We start from the raw sequence: 23,639 nt of genomic DNA, 5'->3' as shown, positions 1-23,639 counted from the left end.
CCCAACTCGACGCGTGCGCCGCGTCGTACGACCCAACTCGACGCGAGCAGGAGGTCAGAGCAGCCCGAGCTTCCCCGCCTCGTACACGGCCTCGGCGCGGCGCGAGACGCCGAGCTTGCGCAGGATGTTGCCGACGTGGAACTTCGCCGTCGTCTCCGACACGTAGAGCCGCTCGCCGATCGCGCGGTTCGAGTGCCCCCGGGCGAGCAGCCGCAGCACCTCCTGCTCGCGCTCCGTCAGGTGCTGGTTCGCGACCGGCTCCGGCGCGTTCAGCCCCCGCACCATGGCGGCGGCGCTCCGGGCGTCGAAGGCGCTCCCACCGCGGCTCACGTCCCGGATCGAGCGGATGAGCCCGGAGGTGTCGACGTCCTTCACGACGTATCCCCGTGCGCCCACCCGGATCGCCCGCAGCACCAGCTGGTCGTCGAGGAACGTCGTCAGCACGAGCACGCCGAGCCCGGGGTGCTCCGCCACGAGGCGTGCGCACAGCTCGAGACCCTCGGTGTCCGACGACGTCGACAGCTTGAGGTCGAGCAGCACGATGTCGGGCCGCACCCGCGCCACGACGGCGAGCGCCTCGGCGGCCGAGGACGCCTCGCCCAGCACGGTCAGGTCGGGCTCGCGCTCGAGGATCGAGCGCAGCCCCTGCCGCACGATCGCGTGGTCGTCGACGAGCACGATCCCGACGGTCCCCGACGCGCGGTCGGGAGCGGTCTCCACAGGGCTGAGCGTCATGACGGTTCCTCTCGTGGGGGTGGGGCGCCGACCAGGTCGGAGATGAGGGACGACCCACCGGTGTCGATGGGCAGGGGCACGGTGAGCTCGACACGTACGCCGCCCAACCGCGCCCGGCGGAACGCGAGGGTCCCGCCGAGGTCGGCCACGCGGGCCTCGATGTTGGCGAGCCCGCGGTGGCGGCCGTCGGCGGTCGTGCCGCGCTCGAGCCGCAGCATCCGGGCCAGCTCGGCGGGGTCGCCGCAGCCGTCGTCGGCGACCGTGACGCGGACCTGGTCGGGCCGGTAGCGGACGCGCACGACCGCCCGGCTGGCCCGTGCGTGGTTGACGATGTTGAACAGCGCCTCGCCCACGGCGCGGGCCAGCTCGTGGTCGGCGTCGGCGGGCAGCTCGCACACCCGGCCCTCGACGCGGATCTGGACGGCGAGGTGCGGCCGGTGGTGGGCGGTCAGCTCGTGGAGCAGCTCGGGCAGCGTGGCGACCGTGTCGCTGTGCGGGCGGTGCAGGGCGTAGATCGCCCGTCGCAGCTGGTCGACCGCCTCCCGGGTGAGGTCCTTCGCCGTCGTCAGCGGCGCGGCCACCCGCTCGACGCCGAGCGCGGCGGCCTCGCCGCGGGCGACCTCGACGGCCATCCCGGCCGACAGCACGAACTGCGTCACGGAGTCGTGCAGCTCGCGCGCGATCCGGTGCCGCTCGGTGTCGACGAGCTCGCGCTGGTGGGCGACGAGGAGCCGCTGCTCGGCGTGCCGGAGCTCGGCCGTGCGGGCCTCGAGGTCACGGCGCTGGGCCTGCGCCTCGTCGTACAGCCGCTGCGCCCGCCGGTGCAGCGCCAGCCCGGCGTGGTACTGCTCCGAGGTGTGCAGCGACACCGCCGCCTGGTTGGCGAGGATGCGCAGCACCGACAGGTCGCCCGGCTCGGGCTCGAACGGGAGCCCGTGGAGGCCGACGAGCGCCCCGATGTGCCGCCCCTCGAGCGACATCGGCACGCGCACCCACCGACCGTCGTCCGCGGTGCGCGTCGCGTGCCCGGCGCGGACGGCGCCGAGCTCGCGGCGCACGAACGCGGGCAGCAGCGTCTCGTCGTCCACGACCTGCAGCCCGGGTCCCTCGGGCGTGCCGGAGCACGCGAGGAAGCGGGGCCGCGCGCCGGCCAGGTGTCCGTCGGAGACCGCCAGCAGCGTCCACTCGGCCTCGAGGTGGGCGGCGGCGGCGCGCACGACCTCCTCGAGCAGGCCCCGCGGCCCCTCGACGGTGCGCACGAGCGCGCGCGAGATCGAGTCCATGGCGCGCACCGCCCGCTGGGTGCGCTCGTCGGAGCGCACGTAGGCGCGGTAGTACGACCCCTTGCCCGACCGCACCCCCGTCAGGGCGGCGAGGTCGGGCCGTGCCCCCGGAGCCGGTACGTCGAGGCTCACGTCACCGCCTGCTCACAGGGCCGCGCGGAAGAGGTCGAGGACGTCGCCCTCCGTCGCGGGGCGCGGGTTGGTGGTGAGGCAGGCGTCGTCGAGCGTGGTGCGGGCGAGCAGGGGCACGTCGCTCTCCGCGACGCCGAGGGCGGCCAGGCCGGACGGCACCCCCACGTCGTCGGCGAGGCGCCGCACGTGCTCGGCCAGGAGCTCCGCGGCCTTCTCGCCGTCCGCGCCGTCGACGTCGAGCCCGGCCGCGCCGGCGAGGTCGACGAACCGGTCCGGCACGGCCCGCGCGTTGTAGCGGATCACGTGGGGGAGCAGCACGCCGTTGACGACGCCGTGCGGGGCGTCGAGCAGACCGCCCACCTGGTGGCTCATGGCGTGGGTGGCACCGAGGATGGCGTTGGTGAACGCCAGCCCGGCCTCGAGGCTCGCCTGGGCCATCCGGCTGCGCGCCTCGGTGTCGGTGGGGTCGGTCAGCGTGCGACGCAGGTAGCGGCAGACGAGCCCGACGGCGTTGAGCGCGTGCACGTCGGCCAGCGGGTTGTGGGCCAACGAGACGAACGACTCGATCCCGTGCGTCAGCGCGTCCAGCCCGGTCGCGGCGTTGAGGTCGTCGGGCATGGTGACGAGCAGGCGGGGGTCGGTGACGGAGATGTCGGGCACGAGCGCGCGGCCCATGATCGTCAGCTTCACCGACCGGGCGGTGTCGGTGACGATGCAGAACTGGCTGACGTCGGCGCCGCTGCCCGAGGTGCTGGGGATCATCAGCATCGGCGGGATCGGCTGTGTCGCCCGGTCCACCCCGGCGTAGTCCAGGATGTCGCCGCCGTTGCCCGACAGGATGGCGACGCCCTTCGCGGCGTCCATCACCGAGCCGCCGCCGATGCCGATGATGACGTCGGCCCCGCTCGCGACGTACAGCTCGTGCGCGGCGCGCACCTCGTGGTCCTTCGGGTTGGGCGTGAGGTTGTGGAAGACCACCGGCCGCAGGCGGACGTCGCGCAGGTGGCCGAGCAGCTCGTCGACCCAGCCGGCGGCGAGGATCCCGGGGTCGGTGACGACGAACGGGCGGCGTGCGCCGAGCCGGGCCGCGGCGAAGCCCGCCTCCGCGAGGGAGCCCACGCCGAGCACGATCTCGGGGGCGTGGAACTTGACCAGCGACGTGCCGCGGCAGCCCACCGCCGGGGGCTCGATCACTCCGACTGGTGCCACGGGCTCCTCCTCGCCGGGTGGAGTGACCGGCGTCACTCCACCGACGCCACCCTCCGTCGGGGCAGGTTGCAACCACGTTGCCCCGGCCGGCCGGACGGGGGGCGGACGGGGGCGACCGGGGAGGCGGGCAGCCCCGCGGGCTCAGCCCTCCCGGTGCACCTTGTGCTGCGCGGCCTGGGCGCGGGGGCGGATCACGAGCTGGTCGATGTTGACGTGGCTGGGCCGGGTCGCCACCCAGGCGATCGCGTCGGCGACGTCCTCGGCGACGAGCGGGTTGCGCACGCCGGCGTACACCTGGTCCGCCTTCTCCTGGTCGCCCCCGAACCGGACGAGCGAGAACTCGGGCGTGTGGACCATCCCCGGCGCGATCTCGGAGATGCGGATCGGCTCGGCGACGAGCTCGAGACGGAGCGTCTCCGTGACGACCTTGGTGCCGTGCTTGGCGGCGGTGTAGCCGCCACCGCCCTCGTAGGCGACGCGGCCCGCGGTGGAGCCGACGTTGACGACGACGGCGTCCCCGCTGGCGCGCAGGGCGGGCAGCAGGGCCTGGGTGACCCGCAGCAGGCCGATGACGTTGACGTCGTACATCGCCTTCCACTGCTCCGCGTCCGCGCTCTCGACCGGGTCGCTGCCGAACGCGCCCCCGGCGTTGTTGACGAGCACGTGCACCACCTCGCCGGCGGCCTCGGCGAGCGCGGCGACCTGGTCGGCGTCGGTGACGTCGCACGCCACGGCGACGCCGTCGATCTCGGCGGCGAGCGCAGCGACCCGGTCCGCGCGGCGGGCCGCGCAGACGACCCGGAAGCCGGAGGCCGCGAGGGCACGGGCGGTCGCGGCGCCGATCCCGCTGCTGGCGCCGGTGACGACGGCGGTACGACGGGTGCGGGGGGCGGTCTCGACGCTCATGCCCGCAGTCTGACAGCCCCGGTCGCGCACCGGGCAGCCGTGTGCCGGGTGGTTGGGCCGGAGGTGGACAATGGCGGACGGCTCCCGCGCGGCGAGGCACGGGCGGGGAACGACAGGACGGAGGTGGCGGCATGGATCGCGTCGCGATGATCAGTCTCCACACGTCGCCGCTCGACCAGCCGGGCACGGGCGACGCGGGGGGCATGAACGTCTACGTCCTCGAGCTCGCCCGCCGCATCGGTGCCCTCGGGGTCGCCGTCGACGTGATGACCCGGGCGACGTCCTCCCGCCTCGCGCCGGTCGTCGAGGTCGCCGACAACGTGCGCGTCTGCCACCTCGTCGCGGGTCCCTACGAGGGCATCGACAAGGCCGACCTGCCGGCCCAGCTGTGCTCCTTCGCGCGGGAGGTGCTCCGCAAGGAGGCCGCCGCCCCGCTCGGCCACTTCGACGTCGTGCACTCCCACTACTGGCTCTCGGGCCAGGTCGGCGCCCTGGCGCGCGACCGCTGGGCGGTGCCGCTCGTGCACTCGATGCACACGATGGCCAAGGTCAAGAACGGTGCGCTCGCGGCGGGGGACGAGCCCGAGCCGGCGATGCGCGTCATCGGCGAGGAGCAGGTGGTCGACGCGGCCGACCTCCTGGTCGCCAACACCGACCGCGAGGCCGACGAGCTCGTGAGCCTGTACGGCGCGGCCCCCGAACGCGTCCGGGTCGTCCACCCGGGCGTCGACCTGGCCCGCTTCCGGCCCCAGCACCGCCCCACCGTGCGGGCTGCGCTCGGCCTGCCGGTCGACGCGCTCGTCGTGCTGTTCGCCGGTCGCATCCAGCCGCTGAAGGCCCCAGACGTGCTCGTGCGCGCCGTGGCGGTCCTGCTCGAGCGCGACCCCGGGCTGCGCGACCGCCTGGTGGTGCCGATCGTGGGCGGCCCGTCGGGATCCGGCCGCGAGCGTCCCGAGGCGCTGGCGGAGCTGGTGCGCACGCTCGGGCTCGAGGACGTCGTCCGGTTCGTGCCGCCGGTCGCCCAGCCGGAGCTGGCGTGGTGGTACGCCGCGGCCGACCTCGTCGCCGTCCCGTCCTACAACGAGTCGTTCGGCCTCGTCGCCCTCGAGGCGCAGGCCGCCGGCACCCCGGTCGTCGCGGCCGGCGTCGGCGGTCTCGTCACGGCCGTGCGCCACGAGCACAGCGGCCTCCTCGTCGACACCCACGAGCCCGAGGACTGGGCCCACGCGCTCCGCGGCCTGCTGCGCGACGAGCGTCGTCGCCTCGCGCTGTCGGCCGGAGCGCTGGAGCACGCCCGCGGGTTCGCCTGGGAGCGGAGCGCCGAGGCCACGCTCGCGGCGTACGAGGACGCCCGCCGCGTCCTGCGGACCACCACATCGGGAGGCCATGCGTGATCGACGGACCCGAGCCTCCCACGCCGGAGGTCGAGCACCCGATCGTCGAGCTGGTGCGGGCGCACCTGGTCGCCGAGGGGGTCGAGCACGAGGAGCTCAGCCCCGGCGTGTTCTCCCTGTCGCTGCCGGGGGAGCGGAAGCTGACGATCCCCGTGCGGCTCGACGTGGGACGGCACGCGCTCGGCGTGCACGCGTTCGTCTGCCGCAACCCCGACGAGAACCACGAGGGCGTCTACCGCTGGCTGCTGCAGCGCAACCTGCGCCTGTACGCCGTCGCGTTCGCCATCGACCGCACCGGCGACATCTACCTCGACGCCCGGCTGCCCCTCGACGCCGTGACCCCCGCCGGCCTCGACCGGCTGCTGGGCTCCGTGCTGACCTACGCCGACGAGTCGTTCAACACGATCCTCGAGCTCGGCTTCGCCTCGTCCATCCGCAAGGAGTGGGAGTGGCGGCGCGAGCGGGGCGAGTCGACGCGCAACCTCGAGGCGTTCCGCGGCTGGCTCGAGGCGGGTGACGAGCCCGGCGGGGAGAGCAACCCCGGCTAGCGCCCCCACCGTCGCTCCTCCCGGGGTCGTGGTGCGAGGCCTGCGGAAACCGGTGGCCTGGCACCACGACCGGGGCTGCGGGTGGGCGAGCCCGGCCGGGCTGCGCGGAAGTGTGCGGTGGGTACGGCGCGCGGCCAGCCGGCGGCGTACCAACGTCCCAGTTCGCGACCCTGCCCGCGCCGGCGCGGCCTGCCCCACCGGTCGTGGTGTGAGCCCTCCGGAAAGTGGTGGCCTCGCACCACGACCGGGGCTGCGGGTGGGCGGGCCCAGCCGGGCTGCGCGGAAGTGTGCGGTGGGTACGGCGCGCGGCCAGCCGGCGGCGTACCAACGTCCCAGTTCGCGACCCGCCCGCACCGGCGCGGCGTGCCCCCAGCGGTCGTGGTGTGAGCCCTCCGGAAAGTGGTGGCCTCGCACCACGACCGGGGCTGCTGGCGGGCGGCCCCGGCCGGGCTGCTCGCAAGTGTGCGGTTGGTACGGCGCGCGGCCAGCCGGCGGCGTACCAACGTCCCAGTTCGCGACCCTGCCCGCGCCGGCGCGGTCTGCCCGCGCCGGCGCGGCCTGCCCCCACCGGTCGTGGTGTGAGCCCTCCGGAAAGTGGTGGCCTCGCACCACGACCCGGGCTTGGGAGGGAAGCGCTAGGCCGCCTCGTCGTCGGGCACCGGCGCCGCGACCTCGGCGCGCGGGCGACGCCGGGTCAGCAGCACGCCCGCGATGCACAGCGTGCCCCCGACGAACGCGAGCAGCGGGGGCACCTCGTCGAGCAGGGGCCAGGCCAGGGCCGCCGCGAGGAACGGCACGAGGAACGTCGTGAGCGCGAGCGTGGAGGCGTTGGTGTGGGACAGCGCGTAGGCCCACGTCGTGAACGCCACCGCGGTGGGCAGGAGGCCGAGGTAGACCACGCCGAGCACGGTGCCGACCGACGCGGTGCCGGCGACGTCGACGAGCTCGCCGGCCCAGGGGAGGCACACGACGGCGCCGATGACGCAGGCGAGGAAGGTCGTCTCGAGGGGGCCGGCGGACTGCAGGACCGGCTTCTGGCTCAGCACCCCCACCGCGTACGTCGCGGCGGCGACGACGGCGAGCAGCACCCCGGTCAGGTCACCGCTCTCGTGGCCGGACGAGGCCTGCGCGATCACGACGACGCCGGCGAACCCGACGCCCATGCCGATGACGAGCCACCGGTGCAGCTGCTCGCCGAGGAAGACGGTCGCGAGCAGCGCGACGAGGATCGGGCCGACCTGCACGACGAGCGCCGCCGTGCCCGCGTCGATCCGCTGCTCGGCGGCGTTGAGCGCGAGGTTGTAGATCCCGAACCAGGCGGCGCCGCAGAGCAGGAGGAGCGGCACGTGGCGCCGCGCCGGCCAGCGCCGCGTGCCGCTCGGACGCGTGAGCAGCAGGGCACCGAGCGCGGCCGCCGCGATGAGCAGCCGTCCGAGCGAGAGCGCGCCGGGCGGCACGTCGCTGCCGAGGTGGCGGATGGCCACGAACGCCGAGGCCCACAGGAGCAGCGTGACCGCCCCGGCCGCGACGGGCAGCCAGGCAGCCACGGGCTGTCGGGGCTCGGGCGAGGCGGCGCCGGTGGGCGCGGACGTGCGGGCCGAGGAGGTCACCCGGGCACCGTAGGACACACCACCGACAGGACGGCACCGAGTTTCGCGCCAGGCTCCGTCGAACCCCTGCCGCGCGACGATCCCGGCGTCGCCGGACCCGCCTCAGAGGTCGAGCTTGTAGCCCAGCCCGCGCACCGTCACCAGGTACTTCGGCTCGCTCGGGTCCGGCTCCAGCTTCGCCCGCAGCCGCTTCACGTGCACGTCGAGCGTCTTGGTGTCGCCGACGTAGTCGGAGCCCCAGACGCGGTCGATCAGCTGCCCGCGGGTCAGCACGCGGCCCGGGTTCCGGAGGAACATCTCGAGGAGCTCGAACTCCTTGAGCGGCAGCCGCTGCTCGTTGCCGTCCACGGTGACGACGTGGCGCTCGACGTCCATGCGGACCGGCCCGGCCTCCAGCGTGCTGGGGGACAGGTCGGGCTCCGCCCCCCGACGCAGTACGGCGCGGATCCGCGCCACCAGCTCGCGGGGCGAGTAGGGCTTCGTCACGTAGTCGTCCGCACCGAGCTCGAGACCGACGACCTTGTCGACCTCGTCGTCCTTCGCGCTGACCATGATGACCGGCACGCTCGACGTCTGCCGGATCTGGCGGCAGACCTCCGTGCCGGGGATGCCGGGGAGCATGAGGTCGAGGAGCACGATGTCGGCGCCGTTGCGGTCGAACTCCGTCAGTGCGGTGTTCCCGTCGGCGGCGATGGCCACCTCGAACCCTTCCTTGCGGAGCATGTAGGCGAGCGCATCGCTGTAGCTCTCTTCGTCCTCGACGACGAGTACCCGCGTCACGGGCGTTCCTCCTGGTGCTGGGCCGCGAGGGCCGGGGGGGTGGCGCGCGACTCGGACGACGGGGACGTCGACACGAGCGCGCGGGGCTCTTCGGGGGCGCGCGACACCGGGGGCGCGACCAGCGCCTCGTCCTCGTCGGGCAGGTCGTGGCTGCGGGGCAGGCGCAGGCGGAACGTGGAGCCCTGGCCCTCCACCGACCACACCCGCACCTCGCCACCGTGCACGGCGGCGATGTGCTTGACGATGGAGAGGCCGAGACCGGTGCCGCCCGTCGAGCGGTGCCGCGCCGGGTCGACGCGGTAGAAGCGCTCGAAGATGCGCTCGATGTCGGCGGCGGGGATGCCGATGCCCTGGTCGGTGACCGCGATCTCCACGAAGGAGTCGAGGCTGCGGGCGGTCACCGCGACGGTCGCGCCGGTGGGGCTGTAGGTCACGGCGTTCTTGACCAGGTTGCCCACGGCCATCGCGATCTGCCCCTCGTTGCCGAGCACGACGAGGTCGCTGTCGCACTGCACGGAGAGGGTCACCGAGCGCGCGCTGGCGTCGATGGAGCTCGTGTCGATGGCGGTCTCGATGACGTCCTCGACCGACACCGGGTCGGCCTGCTCGAGGGGGTCGTCGCCCTGGAGCCGGGACAGCTCGATGATCTGCTGCACGAGCACGGAGAGCCGTTCGCTCTCCTTCTTCATGCGCATGGCGAACCGCTCGACCGCCTCCGGGTCGTCCGAGGCCTCGACGACGGCGTCGGACAGCAGCCGGATCGCGCCCACGGGCGTCTTGAGCTCGTGGCTGACGTTGGCGACGAAGTCGCGTCGTACGGCCTCGACGCGGTGCTCGCGCGTGCGGTCCTCGATGAGCGCCAGCACGAGGCGGGAGCGCAGCGGCGCGACGCGCGCGACGACGGTGCGCGTCGGGTAGCCCGGCCGCGTCATCGAGATCTCCTGCTCGCGGATCTGCCCGTCGCGACGCACGTCGTCGATCATCGAGCACAGCACCGGGTCGACGAGCTCACGGCCGCGCACCAGCCCGAGCGCGTACGTCGGGGCGGAGGCCTTGAGGACGGTGCCGTCCTCGTCCACGACGACCGCGCTGCTGCGGAGCACCGAGAGCACGTTGGCGACGCCGGGAGGCAGGCGCGCCTCCTCGACGGGCGGCGCGGCGCGCTGCAGCCGGTCGCTCACGTGCCAGGCGAAGACGGCCGAGCCCGCGACGAGGGCGCCGAGCAGCGCCGCCACGAAGGCCTGGGTCGTCGGGTCCACCCGCCGATCGTACGTGGCGCGTTTCGGTGCCCCTGACCACGAAGACGCGCAGCAGGGGACTGTTCACCGGTCGTTCACGCCACGGGCGCCGCGGGGTGCCGCCGACGCGTAGCGTCCCGCTCATGCGTGAACTCTTCCACGAGCAGCTCGACGCGCTGTTCGACGACCTGGCCACGATGGCCGGCCTCGCCCGTCACTCGGTCGGCCAGGCGACCGTCGCCCTCCTCGAGGGCGACGTCGCCGTCGCGGAGGACGTCATCTCGGGCGACCGCGAGATCGACCTGCTCCGCGAGGTGGTCGAGGAGAAGGCGTTCTCCCTGCTCTCCCTCCAGGCGCCCGTCGCGGGCGACCTCCGCGTCGTCGTCGCGGCCCTGCGTATGGTCGCGGAGATCGAGCGCATGGGCGACCTGGCCGTCCACGTCGCCAAGATCGCCCGCCTGCGCGTCCCCGAGATCGCCGTGCCCGAGTCGGTGCGTCCGACGCTGCGGCGCATGGCGACCGTGGCGACGACCATGACCGCCCGCGTGCAGGACGTCATCGCCAACCGCGACGCCAGCGCCGCGGCCGACCTCGTGCTCATCGACGACGAGATGGACCAGCTGCGCCGGGACACGTTCTCCGCGATGCTCAAGGAGGACTGGCCGCACGGGATCGAGGCCGCCGTCGACCTCGCCCTGCTGGGGCGCTACTACGAGCGGATCGCCGACCACGCCGTCTCGGTCGCCAACCGGGTCGTGTTCGTGGTGACGGGGGAGCAGCCCGTCAACGCCCGCTGAGCGGGGCGTCCCACTCCCACGCCATGCCGATCGTCCCGGGCGGGCAGTCCAGCGCGACGAGCAGCGCCTGACCGCGGCGGTCGAGCCGGATGCGGCGGCGCGGACGCACCGGGGTGCCGTCCCGCTGCAGCTGGTAGGCCTCGCACCGGCTCGGCAGGTCGTCGGGGTCGAACTGCACGCTGAGCACGTACTCCCGCACCGCGAGGCTGCAGCTCGCGTCGTAGGAGGAGTCCCGCGGGCCGCGCCCGTCGGTCGTCAGCTCGTAGTCGATGAGCACGCTGTCGCCCCGCTGCAGCGGCTCGTCGTAGCGCAGCGCCACCCCGACCACCCGGTGGTCGGCGTCGAGCACCTCGTGCACGACCTGCCCCCCGGCGCGCACGGTGAGCCCCGGCGTACCGGCCGTGCGGTCGTCGAGGAACTGGGTGATGCCCATGCCGGTGAGCCCGTCTGCCTCCGCCCGGCCGACGATCCGCGTGCGGGCCGCGGCCAGCCGGCGGTCGGACCCGATGACGACGTCGTCGTGGTGCGACAGGCGCCCGAGCAGCAGGCTGTCGGGGTTCTCGACGGCCTCGGTCACGCGCCGTACGGCCTCCCGCTCGGTGAACCGCGGCACGGTGACCTCGTCGGTGCGCCGCTGCACCGGGCCCCGCGGACGGGGCGGCGGCACGAGCGCCACGAGCGAGCCGCGCGGCACCTCGAGCAGGTGCTCCAGCTGGGCGACGACCTCGAGCGACGCCCGGCGACCCGGGGTGCGGGCCCCGGTCTGCCAGTAGCTCAGGGTCGCGACGCTGATGCGCACGCCCCGCTGCGCGAGACGCCGCTGGATGCTCTCGAGGCCGAGTCCGCTCGCGTCGACCGCGGCCCGCAGGGCGGGCGCGAACTCCTCGGGGCGATCGGGCTCGACGGCGGCCAGCGACACGTCCTCTCCTCGGCGTCGGCGGTCGCCAGGGGGTACGGCGACCTCGAGCGCCCCAGGGTAGTGCGGCCCTCGGCGGTCGGGAACGACGAAGGGCCCGGATGGTTCCGGGCCCTTCGAGGTGGTGCGGCGTGCGGGTCGGGGGTCAGCGCCCCTGGTTGGCGACCGCGGCGGCGGCTGCGGCGGCGGCCTCGGGGTCGAGGTACTCGCCACCGGGGACCGTCGGACGCAGGTCGTCGTCGAGGCGGTAGACCAGCGGCATGCCGGTCGGGATGTTGAGCCCCGCGATGTCGTCGTCGGAGATCCCGTCGAGGTGCTTGACGATCGCGCGGAGGCTGTTGCCGTGCGCGGCGACGAGCACCGTCTTGCCGGACCGCAGGTCGGCGACGACGTCGGACTCCCAGTAGGGCAGCAGACGGGCGATGACGTCCTTCAGGCACTCCGTGCGGGGCGCCTCGTCGCCGAGGTCGGCGTAGCGCGGGTCGTCGCTCTGCGAGAACTCGTCGTCGGGGTCGATCGGCGGCGGCGGCACGTCGAAGCTGCGGCGCCAGAGCATGAACTGCTCCTCGCCGTACTGCTCCAGGGTCTGCTTCTTGTCCTTGCCCTGGAGGGCGCCGTAGTGGCGCTCGTTGAGGCGCCACGAGCGGCGGACGGGGATCCAGTGCCGGTCGGCCGCGTCGAGCGCGAGCGCCGCGGTGTTGATGGCGCGGCGCTGGAGCGACGTGTGCACGACGTCGGGGAGCACGCCCGCCTCGCGCAGCAGCTCGCCGCCACGGACCGCCTCGCCGCGGCCCTTCTCGGTCAGCGCCACGTCCACCCAGCCGGTGAAGAGGTTCTTGGCGTTCCACTCGCTCTCGCCGTGGCGGAGCAGGACCAGGGTGTAGGTCATCGGATCAGCCCTCGGAGCTCTCGTCGGCGCCGGTGCCGGCGTCGGGGGTGACGGTGGGGCGCGCGGCCTGCGGCTCCGTGCTGCGGTCGAGGCCCTCCCACCAGGTCGGGATGGTGACGGCGTCGCCGAGGCCGCCCTCGTGCTCGCCCTCCTCGCCCTCCTCGCCCTCGTGGTGCTCGCCGACGGCCGGCTCGATCTCGCGGGGCTCGTTGGGGACCACCGGCACCCACAGCTCGCGTGCCACGTCGCCCTCGCCGAAGGTGAACGGGATCGAGGCGCCCGGCGCGATGAGGTCGCCCTCGACGATGATCGGCGCGTACTCTGCGACCGCCTCGTCGGAGGCGAGGTTCACCATCTCGTTGCCGCGCAGCGAGGTCGGCTCGTAGCCGTCGAGGCTGACGGCCTCCGTGGTGATCGTCGGCGTCTCCGCCGGGTCGATCGTCTTGTTGACGAAGGTCGCGATCAGCGTGCCGCTGCCGTCCTGGCCCGAGACGATGACGACGCCGGTGACCGCGACGGGAGCGTCCAGCGACGCCACGCGGTAGTTGGCACCGTGGGCCGGGACGTAGGGCCGGTCCGTCTCCACGTCGAAGCCGGTCAGCTTGGAACACCCGGTGAGCGCGGGCACGGCCAGGACCGCACCGGCGAGCAGGAGTCCCGCACGGCGGCGGCCGCGCGCGGAGGCGGGGGAGAAGGTGCTGCGCTGCATCGTGGTTACCTTCGTCGATCGGCGATGGGCGAGGGCGCTCGCGGCAGACCACGAGCGGGGCTGAGCCTAGCGTTCGCGGCCGCCGGGGCGGGGGTCGGGTCGCTCACGGGGTCCACCGGAGGTGTCAGCGCGTCAGGCCGACGGTGGCGGCGGTGATCGCGATGCCGGCGAGCACGGCTGCGGTGGCGACGCTCGCGAGCAGCAGGAGGCGCGTCGCCCCGGTCCGGACGGCGACGCGCAGCGGGAGGTGGCGGCGGCCGTCGCGGTTGTCCTGCACCAGTCCCGGGAGCGCCCGGAGCACGTGCACGCAGACGCCGAGGAGCGCCGCCAGCGCGACCATCTCGACCACGGGCGGCTCGCCCTGGTGCTGGCCGCCGAGGCCGCCGTAGGACAGGAACACGGGGTAGGTCGCGAACGACAGCGCCCACGGCAGCCACGACAGCACCCCGCCCCGCAGGACCAGGTTGCCGACCAGGGCGATGCCGAGACCCACGACGTACGCCGCGGCGGCGACCAGCCCGTTCGCCACCGCCACCGGGACGAGCGCGAGGGTCGCGGTCGCGATGGCGAACCACACCGTGCCGGGCTCGAGGACCCCCGTGGCCAGTGGCTTGTCGGTGCGCCCGGCGGCGGTGTCGACCTGGCGGTCGACGATGTCGTTGTGCCAGCCCAGGATGGCCTGGCCGAGCGCCACGGTCAGGGCCACGAGGCCCACCTCGCTCATCGGACGGCCGCCCACGAAGGCGGCGAGGGCGACCGCTCCCGCCGTGACGACGAGCTGTCGGGGGTGCGCGGCGACGACGAGGGCGAGCGCGCGACGTACCCCGCCGGGGAGGCGCAGCCGCCGCCGGCCGGCCCCGGTCTCGGGGGCGGCGGCAGGGGTCGAGTCGTCGTCCGGGGTGTCGTCCGAGCGCTCGTGCGTCTCGGCCTCCGTCGTAGCGGCCATGCCCCGCAGTATCGGTCACGCGGCCCCGGTCCGCGAGGGGTCCGGACGCCCGGTGACGACCGGCCGGGGCGCCGTCGTCGGGGGCCGGTCGTCCGTCCCGGACCCCTCGCGACCGGACGTCTTGCGGCGGGCCGGGCACAGGTTCTGTGCTCTTGTCAACCCTCTGCGGGCGTCCTGACCTGCGCAAACGCGCCTGAGAGGGGGATGAGAGCCGTGTTAGACTAGGCAGTCGAGGAAGGGGAACCTGACATATGACTTTCACCGTCGGCGAAACGGTCGTCTATCCCAATCACGGGGCCGCAGTCATCGAGGACATCGAGATGCGGAAGATCAAGGGAGAGGACCGGCAGTACCTGGTGCTGCGGATCGTTGCCCAGCAGGACCTCGTGGTGAGGGTGCCGGCGTGCAACCTCGACCTCGTGGGTGTCCGGGACGTGGTGGACAAGGAGGGCCTCGACCGCGTGTTCGACGTCCTCCGTGCCGACCAGGTCGAGGAGCCGACCAACTGGTCGCGTCGCTACAAGGCGAACCTCGAGAAGCTGCACTCCGGCGACGTCATGAAGGTCGCCGAGGTCGTGCGTGACCTGTGGCGTCGTGAGCGGGACCGCGGCCTGTCGGCCGGCGAGAAGCGGATGCTGGCGAAGGCCCGCCAGATCCTCGTCTCCGAGCTCGCCCTCGCGGAGAGCACCAACGAGGACAAGGCCGAGACGATCCTGGACGACGTGCTCGCCTCCTGACGCAGCGCTCCAGCACAGCCCCCGGACCCCGGGAACCCCACGGTTCCCGGGGTCCGCTGCGTCTGCACTAGGTTCGCGACGTGAGTGCTGTGCTGCCGCCCGACCTCCCGGACCCGTACGACGAGGTGGACGCCCTCGACGAACCGGTGCTGGGCGCCGTCGTGGAGGAGGGGCGCGGGTCGCTGCCCTTCGCGCTGGTCCACGGCGAGTCGCTGGTCGCCGCCGCGGCGTGGGCCCTCGGTGCGGCCGGGGTGGAGGCCGTCGCGCTCGGCACGCCGTGGGCGGACGTGCAGGAGTCGGAGCAGCCGTTCGTGCTGCACGACGCCCTCTGCCCGCTGCTGGACCCGGGCACGATCGCGGCCCTCGTGCGTCGCTCCGTGGCCGCCGACGTGGTGGTCGTGGGCGTGCGGCCCGTGACCGACACCGTCAAGCTCGTGCGCGACGGCGAGCTCGGCGAGACCCTCGACCGGGACACGCTCGCCGCGGTCGCGTCGCCGGTCGTGCTCCCCGCCGGCGTGGTCGCCGACCTGGAGCGGCTGCCGAGCCTGGACTTCGCGGCGCTCGTGACGGTGCTGCAGGCGCGCTACCCCGTGGAGCTCGTCGAGGTGCCCGCCGCCGCGCGCCGCGTGCTGTCCACCGACGACGTGCGGGCGCTCGAGGCGCTCACGGAGCGCTGACTCAGTCGAGCAGCGCCGCCGCGACGCGGAGGTCCTCGGCGTAGGTCACCTTGAGGTTGGGGGCCGTCGAGTCGACCGCCACGAGGCGCAGGTCCACGCCCGTCGCGCCCGCCCACGCGTCCACGCAGGCTGCCGTGTCGGTGCCGTCGAACTCGTGCGTGGCCGCCCACCGGTAGGCCGCCAGGAGCTCGGTCGCCCGGAACGCCTGGGGCGTCTGCACGCCCACCGCACGGGCTCCGCGACCGACACCGGGCACGGGGCCGCCGCCGCGTCGCACGAGCGGGGGGACCGGCGCGGCCGGCACGCCGCCGCCGTGCTCGCGGGCGGCGGCGACGGCCCGCTCGTAGAGGTCCACGGTGGCGAGCGGTCGCGCCGCGTCGTGGAGGGCGACGACGTCGAGGTCGTCGGCCAGGTCGGCCAGCGCGGCGAGGGCGGCGGTCTCCGAGGCGTGCCGGGTCGCGCCGCCCACGACGAGCCGGACCTCGCGCTCGCCGAGCTCCGGCCCGAGCAGCTCCGCGACCTCGGCCTCGTCGCCGGGACGCACGACCACGACGAGCGCGGCGACGTCCGGCACGGCGAGCGCGGTGCGCAGGGAGCGCACGAGCACGGGGACGCCGGCCAGCGGCAGCAGCACCTTGTTGGTGCCCGCGCCGACGCGGGTTCCCGAACCGGCGGCGAGCAGGACGATGGCGGAGCTCAACGGCCCTCCTCGGGCGGACGATTTTCACGGGCGTTACACGGCGTCACGCCACGTCAACACGCGCAGCCTAGTTTCCACGGCACCAGCGAGTTCTCGGGCCTCGCTCACGCACCGGTGCCGTGACCGCGTGCGAGGTCCGGCCGGCGAAGGGACGACCCATGGGCGGGCAGGAGTGGCGACCGGTCTGCCGCGTGGTCGAGCTCGAGGTCGAGCGCGGGGCGACGGCGCTCGTGCACGGCCAGGCGGTCGCGCTGTTCCGCCTCCCGGACGACACCGTCCACGCGCTGGGCAACCACGACCCCTTCGCGCACGCCTCCGTGATGTCGCGCGGCATCGTCGGGTCGCGTGACGGGGTGCCCTTCGTGGCGTCCCCCGTCCACCGCCACTCGTTCGACCTGCGCAACGGTCGCTGCCTCGAGGACGAGACCGTCGGCGTGCCGGCGTACGAGGTGCAGGTCGTCGAGGGCGTCGTGCTCGTCGGGGCCCGCAAGCAGGACGCCCGCCCGGAGGGCGGGCAGCCCCCGGCACGCCGCACCGGGTGAGCGGCGAGCGCCGATGACGGTGCTGGTGGGGCCCGCCTGCGATGATGGGCGGGCGATGAGTGGACGCCGTGGCGAGATGACGATCGACGAGCTGGCCGCACGGGTCGGGATGACCGTGCGGAACGTTCGCGCGTACGCGACCCGTGGCCTCATCGCGGCCCCGCGCCTCATCGGTCGCAAGGGCTACTACAACGAGGACCACGCCGCCCGGCTCTCGCTCGTGCGCGACCTCCTCGACCGGGGGTACACGCTCAACGCCGTCGAGAAGGCGCTCGCCGAGAACCCCCAGGTGCCCGAGAGCCACGCCCTCGACCTGCTGACGTTGCTGACGCGGCCCATCGGCGGCGCCGTGGAGCCCGAGGAGAGCTCGGTGCAGGCGCTGGCGGAGCTCGCCGGCATCGAGCACGACGAGGACTTCGTGGCGGCGCTCGCCGACCGGGGCCTGCTCGTGCGGGTCGATCCCGACACGGTGCGGATGCTGCGTCCCGCCCTGGTGCGCGCGGGCGCGCAGGCGATGCGGATGGGGCTCGGCAAGGAGCGGGTGCTCGACCTCTTCGACCAGGCGGCCGCGCAGCTCGGCCACATGGCGGAGGCCTACGTGGGTGCCTTCCGCGACGACGTCTGGCAGCGGTTCCTCGACGAGGGCATGCCCGAGGACCAGTGGCCGGTGCTCGTGTCCAGCATCGAGGCGCTGCTCCCGGTCGTCAGCCAGGCCGTGCTGGCGTCGTTCCGCTACGAGCTGGCCCGCTCGATCGAGAAGGTGCTCGCCGCCGAGCTCGGCCAGCTCACGGGCGAGCAGGCGCAGCGTCTCTTCGGCGAGGGCGGCACCCCCGACTGACCCGCCGCGGGTCGTGGCCCCACCGGGCCGTGATCCGTGGCGCTGGGGCCACGACTCAGGGCGCCGGTACGACGAGGGCGGTGGCGATCGCCGCGACGCCCTCGCCGCGTCCCGTCAGGCCGAGCCCGTCGGTGGTCGTGGCCGACAGGGTGACGGGCGCACCGGCGACCGCCGAGAGCACGCCCTCGGCCTCGGCGCGCCGGGGGCCCAGCCGCGGGCGGTTGCCGATGACCTGCACCGCGACGTTGCCGACGAGGTAGCCGGCGGCGTGCACGCGCCGTACGGTCTCGGCGAGCAGCGCGACCCCCGCTGCGCCGGCCCACTCGGGGGCGGACGTGCCGAAGTTGCTGCCGAGGTCGCCGAGGCCGCAGGCCGAGAGCAGCGCGTCGCAGGCCGCGTGCGCCGCCACGTCGGCGTCGGAGTGACCCTCGAGGCCCTGCGGCTCGTCGGGGAAGTGGAGCCCGGCGAGGTGCATCGGGCGGCCCTCGGCGAAGCGGTGGACGTCCGTGCCGACCCCCACGCGCGGGACGGTGGAGGGGGTCGGAGGGGTGGGGGTGGGGCCCGGTACGGTCACGGGAGAATCATGCCGGACCGATCGGGAGGGACAGCGGTGAGCGAGGCGCGGGTGAGCGACGACGCCCCGCCGCGCCTGCTGCCCGGGCGCCTGCTCTGGGCGTCCGCGGGCGTCGCCGCAGCGGTCCTCGGGGCCGGGCTCGGCGAGCTCGCCGCCGGCGCCCTCACGCTCCACCTCGGCCCGGTCGTCGGCGCGCGCGAGGCCATGACCGTCGTGCTGCCGTCGGAGTTCGTCATCCGCGACGGCATCGACATCGTCCCGTTCCTGACCGGCGTCCCCCTCGTGCTGGTGCTCGTCGTGCTGCTCGTCGTGCTCGCGGCGGTCGCCGGCGTGGGGGCGGCGCGGGGGTGGCGCCGCCCGGCCGTCGTCGGCGCGGTGGTGCTGGCCCTCGGTGCGGTCTCGGTGCTGCTGCGTCCCGAGCCCTCCCTCCTCGAGCTGGCGCCGGTGGCGGCCGGCAGCCTGGGCTTCGCGGCCGGGCTCGTCCTGCTCGCCGGGGTGCTGCGGCGCCACGGGGTGCCCGGGGAACCGGACCAGGAGCCGGACCAGGAGCCGGACCCGGCGTCGGGTGTCGTCCCCGCGACGACCCGCCGCACCTTCGTCGGCGCCGCGGCCGGCGTGGCGCTGGCCGGGGTGGCCGCGGCAGTGGTGGGCGAGATCGTCGGCCGGGGCCGTCGCGCGGTCGAGCAGGGTCGCCAGCTGCTGCGGCTGACGATGGTGACCCCGCCGACCGAGCCGGCGGGCGTCGGCGTCGGCGTCGAGGGCGTCGCCCCGTGGACGACGCCGGCGACCGAGTTCTACCGCGTCGACCAGGCGGTGGTGGTGCCGACGATCGCGGCCGAGGACTGGACGCTCCGCATCCACGGCGAGGTCGAGCGCGAGGTGGTCGTCACCTACGGGGAGCTCATCGAGATGAGCGTGCGCGAGCAGTGGGCGTCGCTCGTGGGGCTCACCTACGAGGTGGGCGGCGAGCAGGTGGGCAACGCCTGGTGGTCCGGCGTGCCGACGAGCGCGCTGCTGGCGCGCGCCGGCGTGCTCACGGGCGCCGACGCGGTCGTGCAGACCGGCGCCGACGGCTGGCGCTGCGTGACGACCACCCAGGTGCTCGGCGACCCCGGTCGGCGCGCGCTGCTCGCCTTCGCGATGAACGGCGAGGCGCTGCCGCTCGAGCACGGCTTCCCGGCGCGCACGCTGGTGCCGGGCCTCTACGGCGGGGTGTCGGCCTGCAAGTGGGTGGTCGAGTGGGAGGTCACCCGGCTCGAGACCGTCGCGGAGGACTTCGCCGACCGGCCGCTCCAGGCACCCGTGCGGATCGGGGCGCGCATCGACGTGCCGGAGGACGGCACCACGGTGCCGCCGGGTGGCGTGACGATCGGGGGCGTCGCCTGGGCGCCGCCCATCGGGGTCGGCGCCGTGGAGATCGCGGTCGACGACGACGGCTGGCGGCTCGCGAACCTCGGCGTCGCGCGTGAGCACGACGCCTGGGCGCAGTGGAGCGCGACGCTCGACCTGGAGCCGGGCGAGCACCGCGTGCGGGTGCGCGCCCGCGACCGGGTGGGCACGCAGCAGGAGCCGGGACCGCTCGACGACGGTGCCGGCACGACCGGCCTCCACGAGGTCGTCCTCACCGTCGACGCGGACGCCGACGACGAGGGCTGAGGCTCACCAGCCGCTCAGCAGCCGCTCAGCAGCCGGTCACCAGTTGCGGCGCGTGCCCCGCGGCGGCACCGGGTGGGCGGCGTCGCGGATCACGTAGACCAGGCCGCCCGAGCGCGGCAGCCACGCCCGCTCGAACTGCGCCCGCTGGTAGATGCGCCGCACCCCGGAGTTCTTCGACGCGGCGGGGTCGTTGACGATCACGTCCCCCTCGGGCGTGAAGCCGACGATGACGAGCAGGTGGCCGTTGGTCGCGCTGATCGGCGCGCCGTCGAGCTCGCCGCGGGCGAAGCTGACGGAGGCGATGAGCGGGATGTCGTAGGCGATGAACTCCTCCGCCTCGCGCAGGTTGCGCAGGCGGGTCACGAAGGCGCTGTGCACGCGCTGGTTGGCGTAGGCCGTGTTGAACGGCCAGTTGCCGCAGCCCTGGTACGCGTTGTCGTACACGTTCCGCGCCACGTGGTCGACCCACGGGTCGGGGTGGCCGGCCGGCACCCAGGCCCGCTCGTTGGCCGGGGGGAGCGCGTCGTAGTAGCCCAGCACCATCGCGACCGACGTCGGGGAGCACCAGGCCTCGCCGCCCGCGCCGTACTGCGGGTAGTGGCCCGAGTGGACCATCTGGGAGTACCGGGGGACGTCGAGCGTCTTCGTGATGCCCCGCGGCGCGGAGGCGCGCGTGAAGGTGGTGGGCACGCGCGAGGTCATGGCGCCGATGGAGCTGACGGTCGGGGTGCCGGCGATGCCGCGGGCGCGGTAGAGCACGACCTGCAGCTGGTACTGCCGCAGCCCCGTCGTGCTGTGCGTCTTCCAGGTGTCGACGTCGACGAACGCGAGGTCGTCGGTCTGGCGGCCCGAGCTGGTGCGCTTCACGCGGTTGTCCCACGCGGCCCACCGGGCGAGCGTGTCCCAGCTCGTCGTGCGCCCGGAGGCGTCCCGCCCGCGGACGTGCACGTCGATGAACGTGTCGCCGGGCGTCGTGGCCTTCCACGAGGCGATGAGCTGGGTGAAGCCGAAGCCCTCGGAGACCCACGGCGAGTGCCAGGCGCCCCCCTCGTAGGTCTTGCCGTTGAGCGTGGCCTTGAGGCGCGGGTTGGCGACGACGAGGCGGCCCGACGAGTCGATCGCGGTGCGGTCGAAACGTGCCGTTGCGCAGGAGGCGGGAGCCCTCCCAGGCGCGCCACATGATCTGGCGCGTCGAGTCCGCGGAGGCGGGCGCGGTGAGCCCGGGCAGGACACCGGTCGCGGACGCGACCGCCGCACCGCCGACGGCCACGGCCGGCAGTCGCAGCAGGGTGCGCCGCGTCGCGGCGGGCTTGTCGGTGGGCTCGGCGGGGAGGGTGTGCTCGCTCACCGCTCGAGCGTACGACGCGGTGACGCCCGTGTCAGGAGTTGCGGGAGAGACACGTGGGACGACTCACCCACCCGGGTCGTGGTGTGAGCCCTGCGAGAAGTGACGGCCTGGCACCACGACCCGGGAGGGGCGGGGAGGAGGGGCGGGGGCGCGGTAGGTTCGGCCGCGTGATCGACGAGGAGCAGGGGGCCGACGTCTCCCCGGGGGCGGACGCACCGCCGCGCTCGCTCATCGTGACGATCTACGGCCTCTACGCCCGGGAACTCGGCGGCTGGATGAGCGTCAGCGACCTCATCGTGCTCATGGCCGAACTGGGCGTCGACGCGCAGTCCGTGCGCTCCTCGGTCTCGCGGCTCAAGCGCCGCGGCATCCTCGAGAGCGAGCGGCGGGGGAGCGCGGCGGGCTACGCGCTCTCGCCCTACGCCCGGGACGTGCTCGGCGCGGGTGACCGCCGCATCTTCGACCGACCGACGAACGACGACGTCGACTGGGTGGTGGCGGTCTTCTCGGTGCCCGAGTCGGAGCGCCAGAAGCGGCACGCGCTGCGGGCCCGGCTGACGTGGCTCGGCTTCGGCACGGTGACGGCCGGGGTGTGGATCGCCCCGGGCCACCTCGTGGACGACACCCGCGAGGTGCTCGCGGCCGAGGGGCTGGACACCTACGTGGACCTGTTCCGCGCCGACCACCTGGGGTTCGGGGCGACGGTCGACAAGGTCGCGCACTGGTGGGACCTCGACGCGCTCGACGGGCTCTACCGCGACTTCCTCGCGGCGCAGGCACCCGTCCTCGAGCGGTGGCAGGCGGGGGGTGAGCCGTCGGGCGCCGACGGTGCGGCCTTCGCCGACTACGTCCGCGCGCTCACGGCGTGGCGGCGGTTCCCCTACCTCGACCCGGGCCTGCCGGGCGAGCTCCTGCCGGAGGGGTGGAGCGGCACGCGGGCCGCGGACACGTTCTTCGAGCTGCGCCGGCTGCTCGCCGGCCCGGCCCACGACTTCGCCGTGGGCCGGACCGCCGGCGATCGCGTCAGCGGCCGCTGACCGGCCGCTGACCGGGCTCAGGCCTGCGGCACGCGCAGGCGCTCGTCGGGGATGACCGCCACGCCGAGGATCTCGATGAGGGCCTCGGGCTGCCAGAGGGCCGTGGTGCCGATGCCCGCCATGGCGGGGTAGACGGCCCCGGCCAGCTCGCGCCACACGGCGCCGATCTCGCGGCCGTGCGCCTGGTAGTCGGGGATGTCGGTGAGGAAGATCGTGATGCTCACCAGGTCGCCCGGCTCGCCGCCGGCCTCCGCCAGCGTCGTCAGCACGTTGGAGAAGGCCTGCCGGAACTGCTCCACGATGCCGCCCGGGACGATCCGCATGTCCTTGTCGAGGGCCGTCTGCCCGCCCAGGTAGAGCGTGTTGCCCGAGAGCGTGCCGTGGGAGTAGCCGCTCGGCGCGGGGAGCGCCGCGGGGTTGATCGCGACGGGGCTGCTGCTGGACATGGGTCCTCCTCGTGGTGGGCCGCGGTCGACGCGGCGTCGTCGTGCCGTCGAGATCGACACTAGACGATCTATTGACGTTTGGCGACGGTCGTGCAAATCTCGCTATATCGAGTCCGCAACGTCCGCCAGGAGAGCGACATGCGTTACGCCACCGTCATCGACCCGACGCGGCCCCACGAACCCCGCGCCGCGGTGCTGCGCGACGGCACGTGGCACGCCCTGGGCGACGGCGACCTCTGCACGCTGCTGGCGTCGGGCGCGCTCGCCGCCGGCAGCACCCCGCCCGTCGGCGCCGCGATCGAGGGGGCCGTTCCGGTCAACCCGTTGCCCGCGCCCACGAAGGTCGTCTGCTGCGGCCTCAACTACGGCGACCACATCGCCGAGACCGGCCGCGAGCGCCCGCGGTTCCCGACGCTCTTCCCGAAGTACGCCGACACCCTCGTCGGCCCCACCGACGACGTGGTGCTGCCGGCGGGCGTCGAGGCCGACTGGGAGGCCGAGCTCGCCGTGGTCGTCGGGGCGCCGCTCCGCCGGGCGAGCCGGGACGAGGCCGCCGCCGCGGTGCTCGGCTACACCGTCGCCAACGACGTGTCGGTGCGCGACTGGCAGCGCCGCACGCTCGAGTGGTTCCAGGGCAAGGCGTGGGACGCCACCACACCGCTCGGCCCCGTGGTCGTGACGCCCGACGAGGTCGACCCGGCGGCCGGGCTCACCATCAGCTGCCGCGTGAACGGGGTCGAGGTGCAGCGCGACAGCACGGCCACGCTCGTCTTCGACAGCGTCGAGCTGCTCGCCTACATCTCGACCTTCACGGTGCTCCGCCCCGGTGACGTGGTGCTGACCGGCACCCCGGGTGGCATCGGCATGACCCGCGACCCCGCCTGGTACCTCGCCGACGGCGACGTCGTCGAGACCGAGGTCGAGGGCATCGGGGTGCTCCGCAACACCGTCCGCCTCACCGACTGACCCACCGACAACCGACGAGAACCGAG

General features: G+C 74.5%; 25 protein-coding genes. 10 read left to right on the top strand and 15 right to left on the bottom strand.

Annotated elements, in window-relative coordinates; translation table 11 throughout:
* Window positions 1–54: 54 nt before the first annotated feature.
* The 4 genes from QE405_RS10835 to QE405_RS10820 form a co-directional block, all read right to left on the bottom strand.
* Entirely contained in the window at window positions 55–735 is a 681-nt protein-coding gene (locus QE405_RS10835; RefSeq protein ID WP_307200579.1) for a MadR family response regulator transcription factor, read from the bottom strand.
* The gene (locus QE405_RS10830) at window positions 732–2,150 is read right to left on the bottom strand and encodes a MadS family sensor histidine kinase (protein WP_307200577.1); all 1,419 of its coding nucleotides are present in this window, start codon (window positions 2,148–2,150) and stop codon (window positions 732–734) included. The genes QE405_RS10835 and QE405_RS10830 overlap by 4 nt, the downstream gene beginning before the upstream one ends.
* 12 nt (window positions 2,151–2,162) lie before the next feature.
* Window positions 2,163–3,359 carry an iron-containing alcohol dehydrogenase gene (locus tag QE405_RS10825; RefSeq protein WP_307200576.1) on the bottom strand — a complete coding sequence of 399 codons (1,197 nt, stop codon included), beginning with the start codon at window positions 3,357–3,359 and terminating at the stop codon, window positions 2,163–2,165.
* Between the two features lie 141 nt (window positions 3,360–3,500).
* Window positions 3,501–4,265: an SDR family NAD(P)-dependent oxidoreductase gene (locus QE405_RS10820; RefSeq protein WP_307200574.1), complete on the bottom strand. Its 765-nt coding sequence runs from the start codon at window positions 4,263–4,265 to the stop codon at window positions 3,501–3,503.
* Window positions 4,266–4,396: 131 nt separating this feature from the next.
* On the opposite strand from QE405_RS10820, the gene mshA reads away from it, so the two are divergent.
* Together mshA and QE405_RS10810 are read left to right on the top strand one after the other, a co-directional pair.
* Entirely contained in the window at window positions 4,397–5,659 is a 1,263-nt protein-coding gene (gene mshA / locus QE405_RS10815; RefSeq protein ID WP_307200571.1) for a D-inositol-3-phosphate glycosyltransferase, read from the top strand.
* Entirely contained in the window at window positions 5,656–6,207 is a 552-nt protein-coding gene (locus tag QE405_RS10810) for a YbjN domain-containing protein (RefSeq protein ID WP_307200570.1), read from the top strand. Before mshA ends, QE405_RS10810 begins: the two co-directional genes overlap by 4 nt.
* A 635-nt stretch (window positions 6,208–6,842) precedes the next feature.
* Here the strand turns inward: QE405_RS10810 and QE405_RS10805 are convergent.
* From QE405_RS10805 to QE405_RS10795, 3 genes are all read right to left on the bottom strand, one after another.
* Window positions 6,843–7,817: a DMT family transporter gene (locus tag QE405_RS10805; RefSeq protein ID WP_307200568.1), complete on the bottom strand. Its 975-nt coding sequence runs from the start codon at window positions 7,815–7,817 to the stop codon at window positions 6,843–6,845.
* Between the two features lie 102 nt (window positions 7,818–7,919).
* Entirely contained in the window at window positions 7,920–8,597 is a 678-nt protein-coding gene (locus QE405_RS10800) for a response regulator transcription factor (RefSeq protein ID WP_163774485.1), read from the bottom strand.
* Window positions 8,594–9,856: a sensor histidine kinase gene (locus tag QE405_RS10795; RefSeq protein WP_307200565.1), complete on the bottom strand. Its 1,263-nt coding sequence runs from the start codon at window positions 9,854–9,856 to the stop codon at window positions 8,594–8,596. The genes QE405_RS10800 and QE405_RS10795 overlap by 4 nt, the downstream gene beginning before the upstream one ends.
* Before the next feature lie 122 nt (window positions 9,857–9,978).
* Between QE405_RS10795 and phoU the strand changes: the two genes are divergently transcribed.
* Window positions 9,979–10,632 carry a phosphate signaling complex protein PhoU gene (gene phoU, locus QE405_RS10790; RefSeq protein WP_307200563.1) on the top strand — a complete coding sequence of 218 codons (654 nt, stop codon included), beginning with the start codon at window positions 9,979–9,981 and terminating at the stop codon, window positions 10,630–10,632.
* On the opposite strand, the gene QE405_RS10785 is transcribed toward phoU, so the two are convergent.
* From QE405_RS10785 to QE405_RS10770, 4 genes are all read right to left on the bottom strand, one after another.
* Entirely contained in the window at window positions 10,619–11,551 is a 933-nt protein-coding gene (locus tag QE405_RS10785; RefSeq protein ID WP_307200562.1) for a hypothetical protein, read from the bottom strand. The genes phoU and QE405_RS10785 overlap by 14 nt on opposite strands.
* A 142-nt stretch (window positions 11,552–11,693) precedes the next feature.
* Window positions 11,694–12,437 carry a phosphoglyceromutase gene (locus QE405_RS10780; protein WP_307200559.1) on the bottom strand — a complete coding sequence of 248 codons (744 nt, stop codon included), beginning with the start codon at window positions 12,435–12,437 and terminating at the stop codon, window positions 11,694–11,696.
* Between the two features lie 4 nt (window positions 12,438–12,441).
* A complete protein-coding gene (locus QE405_RS10775) occupies window positions 12,442–13,146 on the bottom strand; it encodes a hypothetical protein (protein WP_307200557.1) in 705 nt (234 codons plus the stop codon).
* A gap of 124 nt (window positions 13,147–13,270) precedes the next feature.
* Window positions 13,271–14,092, bottom strand: coding sequence for a UbiA family prenyltransferase (locus tag QE405_RS10770; RefSeq protein ID WP_307200555.1), 822 nt, complete (start codon window positions 14,090–14,092; stop codon window positions 13,271–13,273).
* 251 nt (window positions 14,093–14,343) lie between these two features.
* On the opposite strand from QE405_RS10770, the gene QE405_RS10765 reads away from it, so the two are divergent.
* Together QE405_RS10765 and QE405_RS10760 are read left to right on the top strand one after the other, a co-directional pair.
* Window positions 14,344–14,829 carry a CarD family transcriptional regulator gene (locus QE405_RS10765; RefSeq protein ID WP_163774502.1) on the top strand — a complete coding sequence of 162 codons (486 nt, stop codon included), beginning with the start codon at window positions 14,344–14,346 and terminating at the stop codon, window positions 14,827–14,829.
* Window positions 14,830–14,909: 80 nt separating this feature from the next.
* Window positions 14,910–15,506: a 2-C-methyl-D-erythritol 4-phosphate cytidylyltransferase gene (locus QE405_RS10760; protein WP_307200551.1), complete on the top strand. Its 597-nt coding sequence runs from the start codon at window positions 14,910–14,912 to the stop codon at window positions 15,504–15,506.
* 1 nt (window position 15,507) lies between these two features.
* Here the strand turns inward: QE405_RS10760 and QE405_RS10755 are convergent, their stop codons facing one another.
* Window positions 15,508–16,206: an IspD/TarI family cytidylyltransferase gene (locus QE405_RS10755; protein WP_307200549.1), complete on the bottom strand. Its 699-nt coding sequence runs from the start codon at window positions 16,204–16,206 to the stop codon at window positions 15,508–15,510.
* A gap of 158 nt (window positions 16,207–16,364) precedes the next feature.
* Here QE405_RS10755 and nirD point away from each other — a divergent pair, with 158 nt between their 5' ends.
* Entirely contained in the window at window positions 16,365–16,748 is a 384-nt protein-coding gene (gene nirD, locus QE405_RS10750) for a nitrite reductase small subunit NirD (RefSeq protein WP_307200547.1), read from the top strand.
* A gap of 55 nt (window positions 16,749–16,803) precedes the next feature.
* Complete coding sequence (locus QE405_RS10745; RefSeq protein WP_307200545.1) at window positions 16,804–17,586, top strand: MerR family transcriptional regulator; 783 nt, start codon at window positions 16,804–16,806, stop codon at window positions 17,584–17,586.
* A gap of 55 nt (window positions 17,587–17,641) precedes the next feature.
* Here QE405_RS10745 and ispF read toward each other — a convergent pair whose 3' ends face one another.
* Entirely contained in the window at window positions 17,642–18,106 is a 465-nt protein-coding gene (ispF, locus tag QE405_RS10740; protein ID WP_307200543.1) for a 2-C-methyl-D-erythritol 2,4-cyclodiphosphate synthase, read from the bottom strand.
* Window positions 18,107–18,196: 90 nt separating this feature from the next.
* On the opposite strand from ispF, the gene QE405_RS10735 reads away from it, so the two are divergent.
* A complete protein-coding gene (locus tag QE405_RS10735) occupies window positions 18,197–19,816 on the top strand; it encodes a molybdopterin-dependent oxidoreductase (protein WP_307200541.1) in 1,620 nt (539 codons plus the stop codon).
* Window positions 19,817–19,852: 36 nt separating this feature from the next.
* Here QE405_RS10735 and QE405_RS10730 read toward each other — a convergent pair whose 3' ends face one another.
* Window positions 19,853–21,049, bottom strand: a complete 1,197-nt coding sequence (locus tag QE405_RS10730) for a C39 family peptidase (RefSeq protein ID WP_307200539.1) — start codon at window positions 21,047–21,049, stop codon at window positions 19,853–19,855.
* 282 nt (window positions 21,050–21,331) lie between these two features.
* Between QE405_RS10730 and QE405_RS10725 the strand changes: the two genes are divergently transcribed.
* On the top strand, window positions 21,332–22,201 hold the full coding sequence (locus QE405_RS10725; protein WP_307200537.1) for a PaaX family transcriptional regulator: 870 nt from the start codon (window positions 21,332–21,334) through the stop codon (window positions 22,199–22,201).
* Between the two features lie 17 nt (window positions 22,202–22,218).
* On the opposite strand, the gene QE405_RS10720 is transcribed toward QE405_RS10725, so the two are convergent.
* A complete protein-coding gene (locus QE405_RS10720) occupies window positions 22,219–22,647 on the bottom strand; it encodes a RidA family protein (RefSeq protein WP_307200535.1) in 429 nt (142 codons plus the stop codon).
* A gap of 138 nt (window positions 22,648–22,785) precedes the next feature.
* Here QE405_RS10720 and QE405_RS10715 point away from each other — a divergent pair, with 138 nt between their 5' ends.
* Window positions 22,786–23,613, top strand: coding sequence for a fumarylacetoacetate hydrolase family protein (locus QE405_RS10715; protein WP_307200533.1), 828 nt, complete (start codon window positions 22,786–22,788; stop codon window positions 23,611–23,613).
* Window positions 23,614–23,639: the final 26 nt, after the last annotated feature.

The sequence above is a fragment of the Nocardioides zeae genome (assembly GCF_030818655.1).
In the GTDB taxonomy this organism is placed as follows: Bacteria; Actinomycetota; Actinomycetes; order Propionibacteriales; family Nocardioidaceae; genus Nocardioides; species Nocardioides zeae_A.
The sequence above is the reverse complement of the archived record's forward strand: the minus strand, read 5'-3'. Positions and strand labels throughout refer to the sequence as shown.

Coding starts and splice junctions, on each gene's coding strand:
- QE405_RS10765 (WP_163774502.1), top strand. CDS start 14,344: ATGACTTTCACCGTCGGCGAAACGGTCGTCTATCCCAATCACGGGGCC.
- nirD (WP_307200547.1), top strand. CDS start 16,365: ATGGGCGGGCAGGAGTGGCGACCGGTCTGCCGCGTGGTCGAGCTCGAG.
- phoU (WP_307200563.1), top strand. CDS start 9,979: ATGCGTGAACTCTTCCACGAGCAGCTCGACGCGCTGTTCGACGACCTG.
- QE405_RS10715 (WP_307200533.1), top strand. CDS start 22,786: ATGCGTTACGCCACCGTCATCGACCCGACGCGGCCCCACGAACCCCGC.
- QE405_RS10720 (WP_307200535.1), bottom strand. CDS start 22,647: ATGTCCAGCAGCAGCCCCGTCGCGATCAACCCCGCGGCGCTCCCCGCG.
- QE405_RS10775 (WP_307200557.1), bottom strand. CDS start 13,146: ATGCAGCGCAGCACCTTCTCCCCCGCCTCCGCGCGCGGCCGCCGCCGT.
- QE405_RS10820 (WP_307200574.1), bottom strand. CDS start 4,265: ATGAGCGTCGAGACCGCCCCCCGCACCCGTCGTACCGCCGTCGTCACC.
- QE405_RS10780 (WP_307200559.1), bottom strand. CDS start 12,437: ATGACCTACACCCTGGTCCTGCTCCGCCACGGCGAGAGCGAGTGGAAC.
- QE405_RS10770 (WP_307200555.1), bottom strand. CDS start 14,092: ATGGCCGCTACGACGGAGGCCGAGACGCACGAGCGCTCGGACGACACC.
- QE405_RS10745 (WP_307200545.1), top strand. CDS start 16,804: ATGAGTGGACGCCGTGGCGAGATGACGATCGACGAGCTGGCCGCACGG.
- mshA (WP_307200571.1), top strand. CDS start 4,397: ATGGATCGCGTCGCGATGATCAGTCTCCACACGTCGCCGCTCGACCAG.
- QE405_RS10835 (WP_307200579.1), bottom strand. CDS start 735: ATGACGCTCAGCCCTGTGGAGACCGCTCCCGACCGCGCGTCGGGGACC.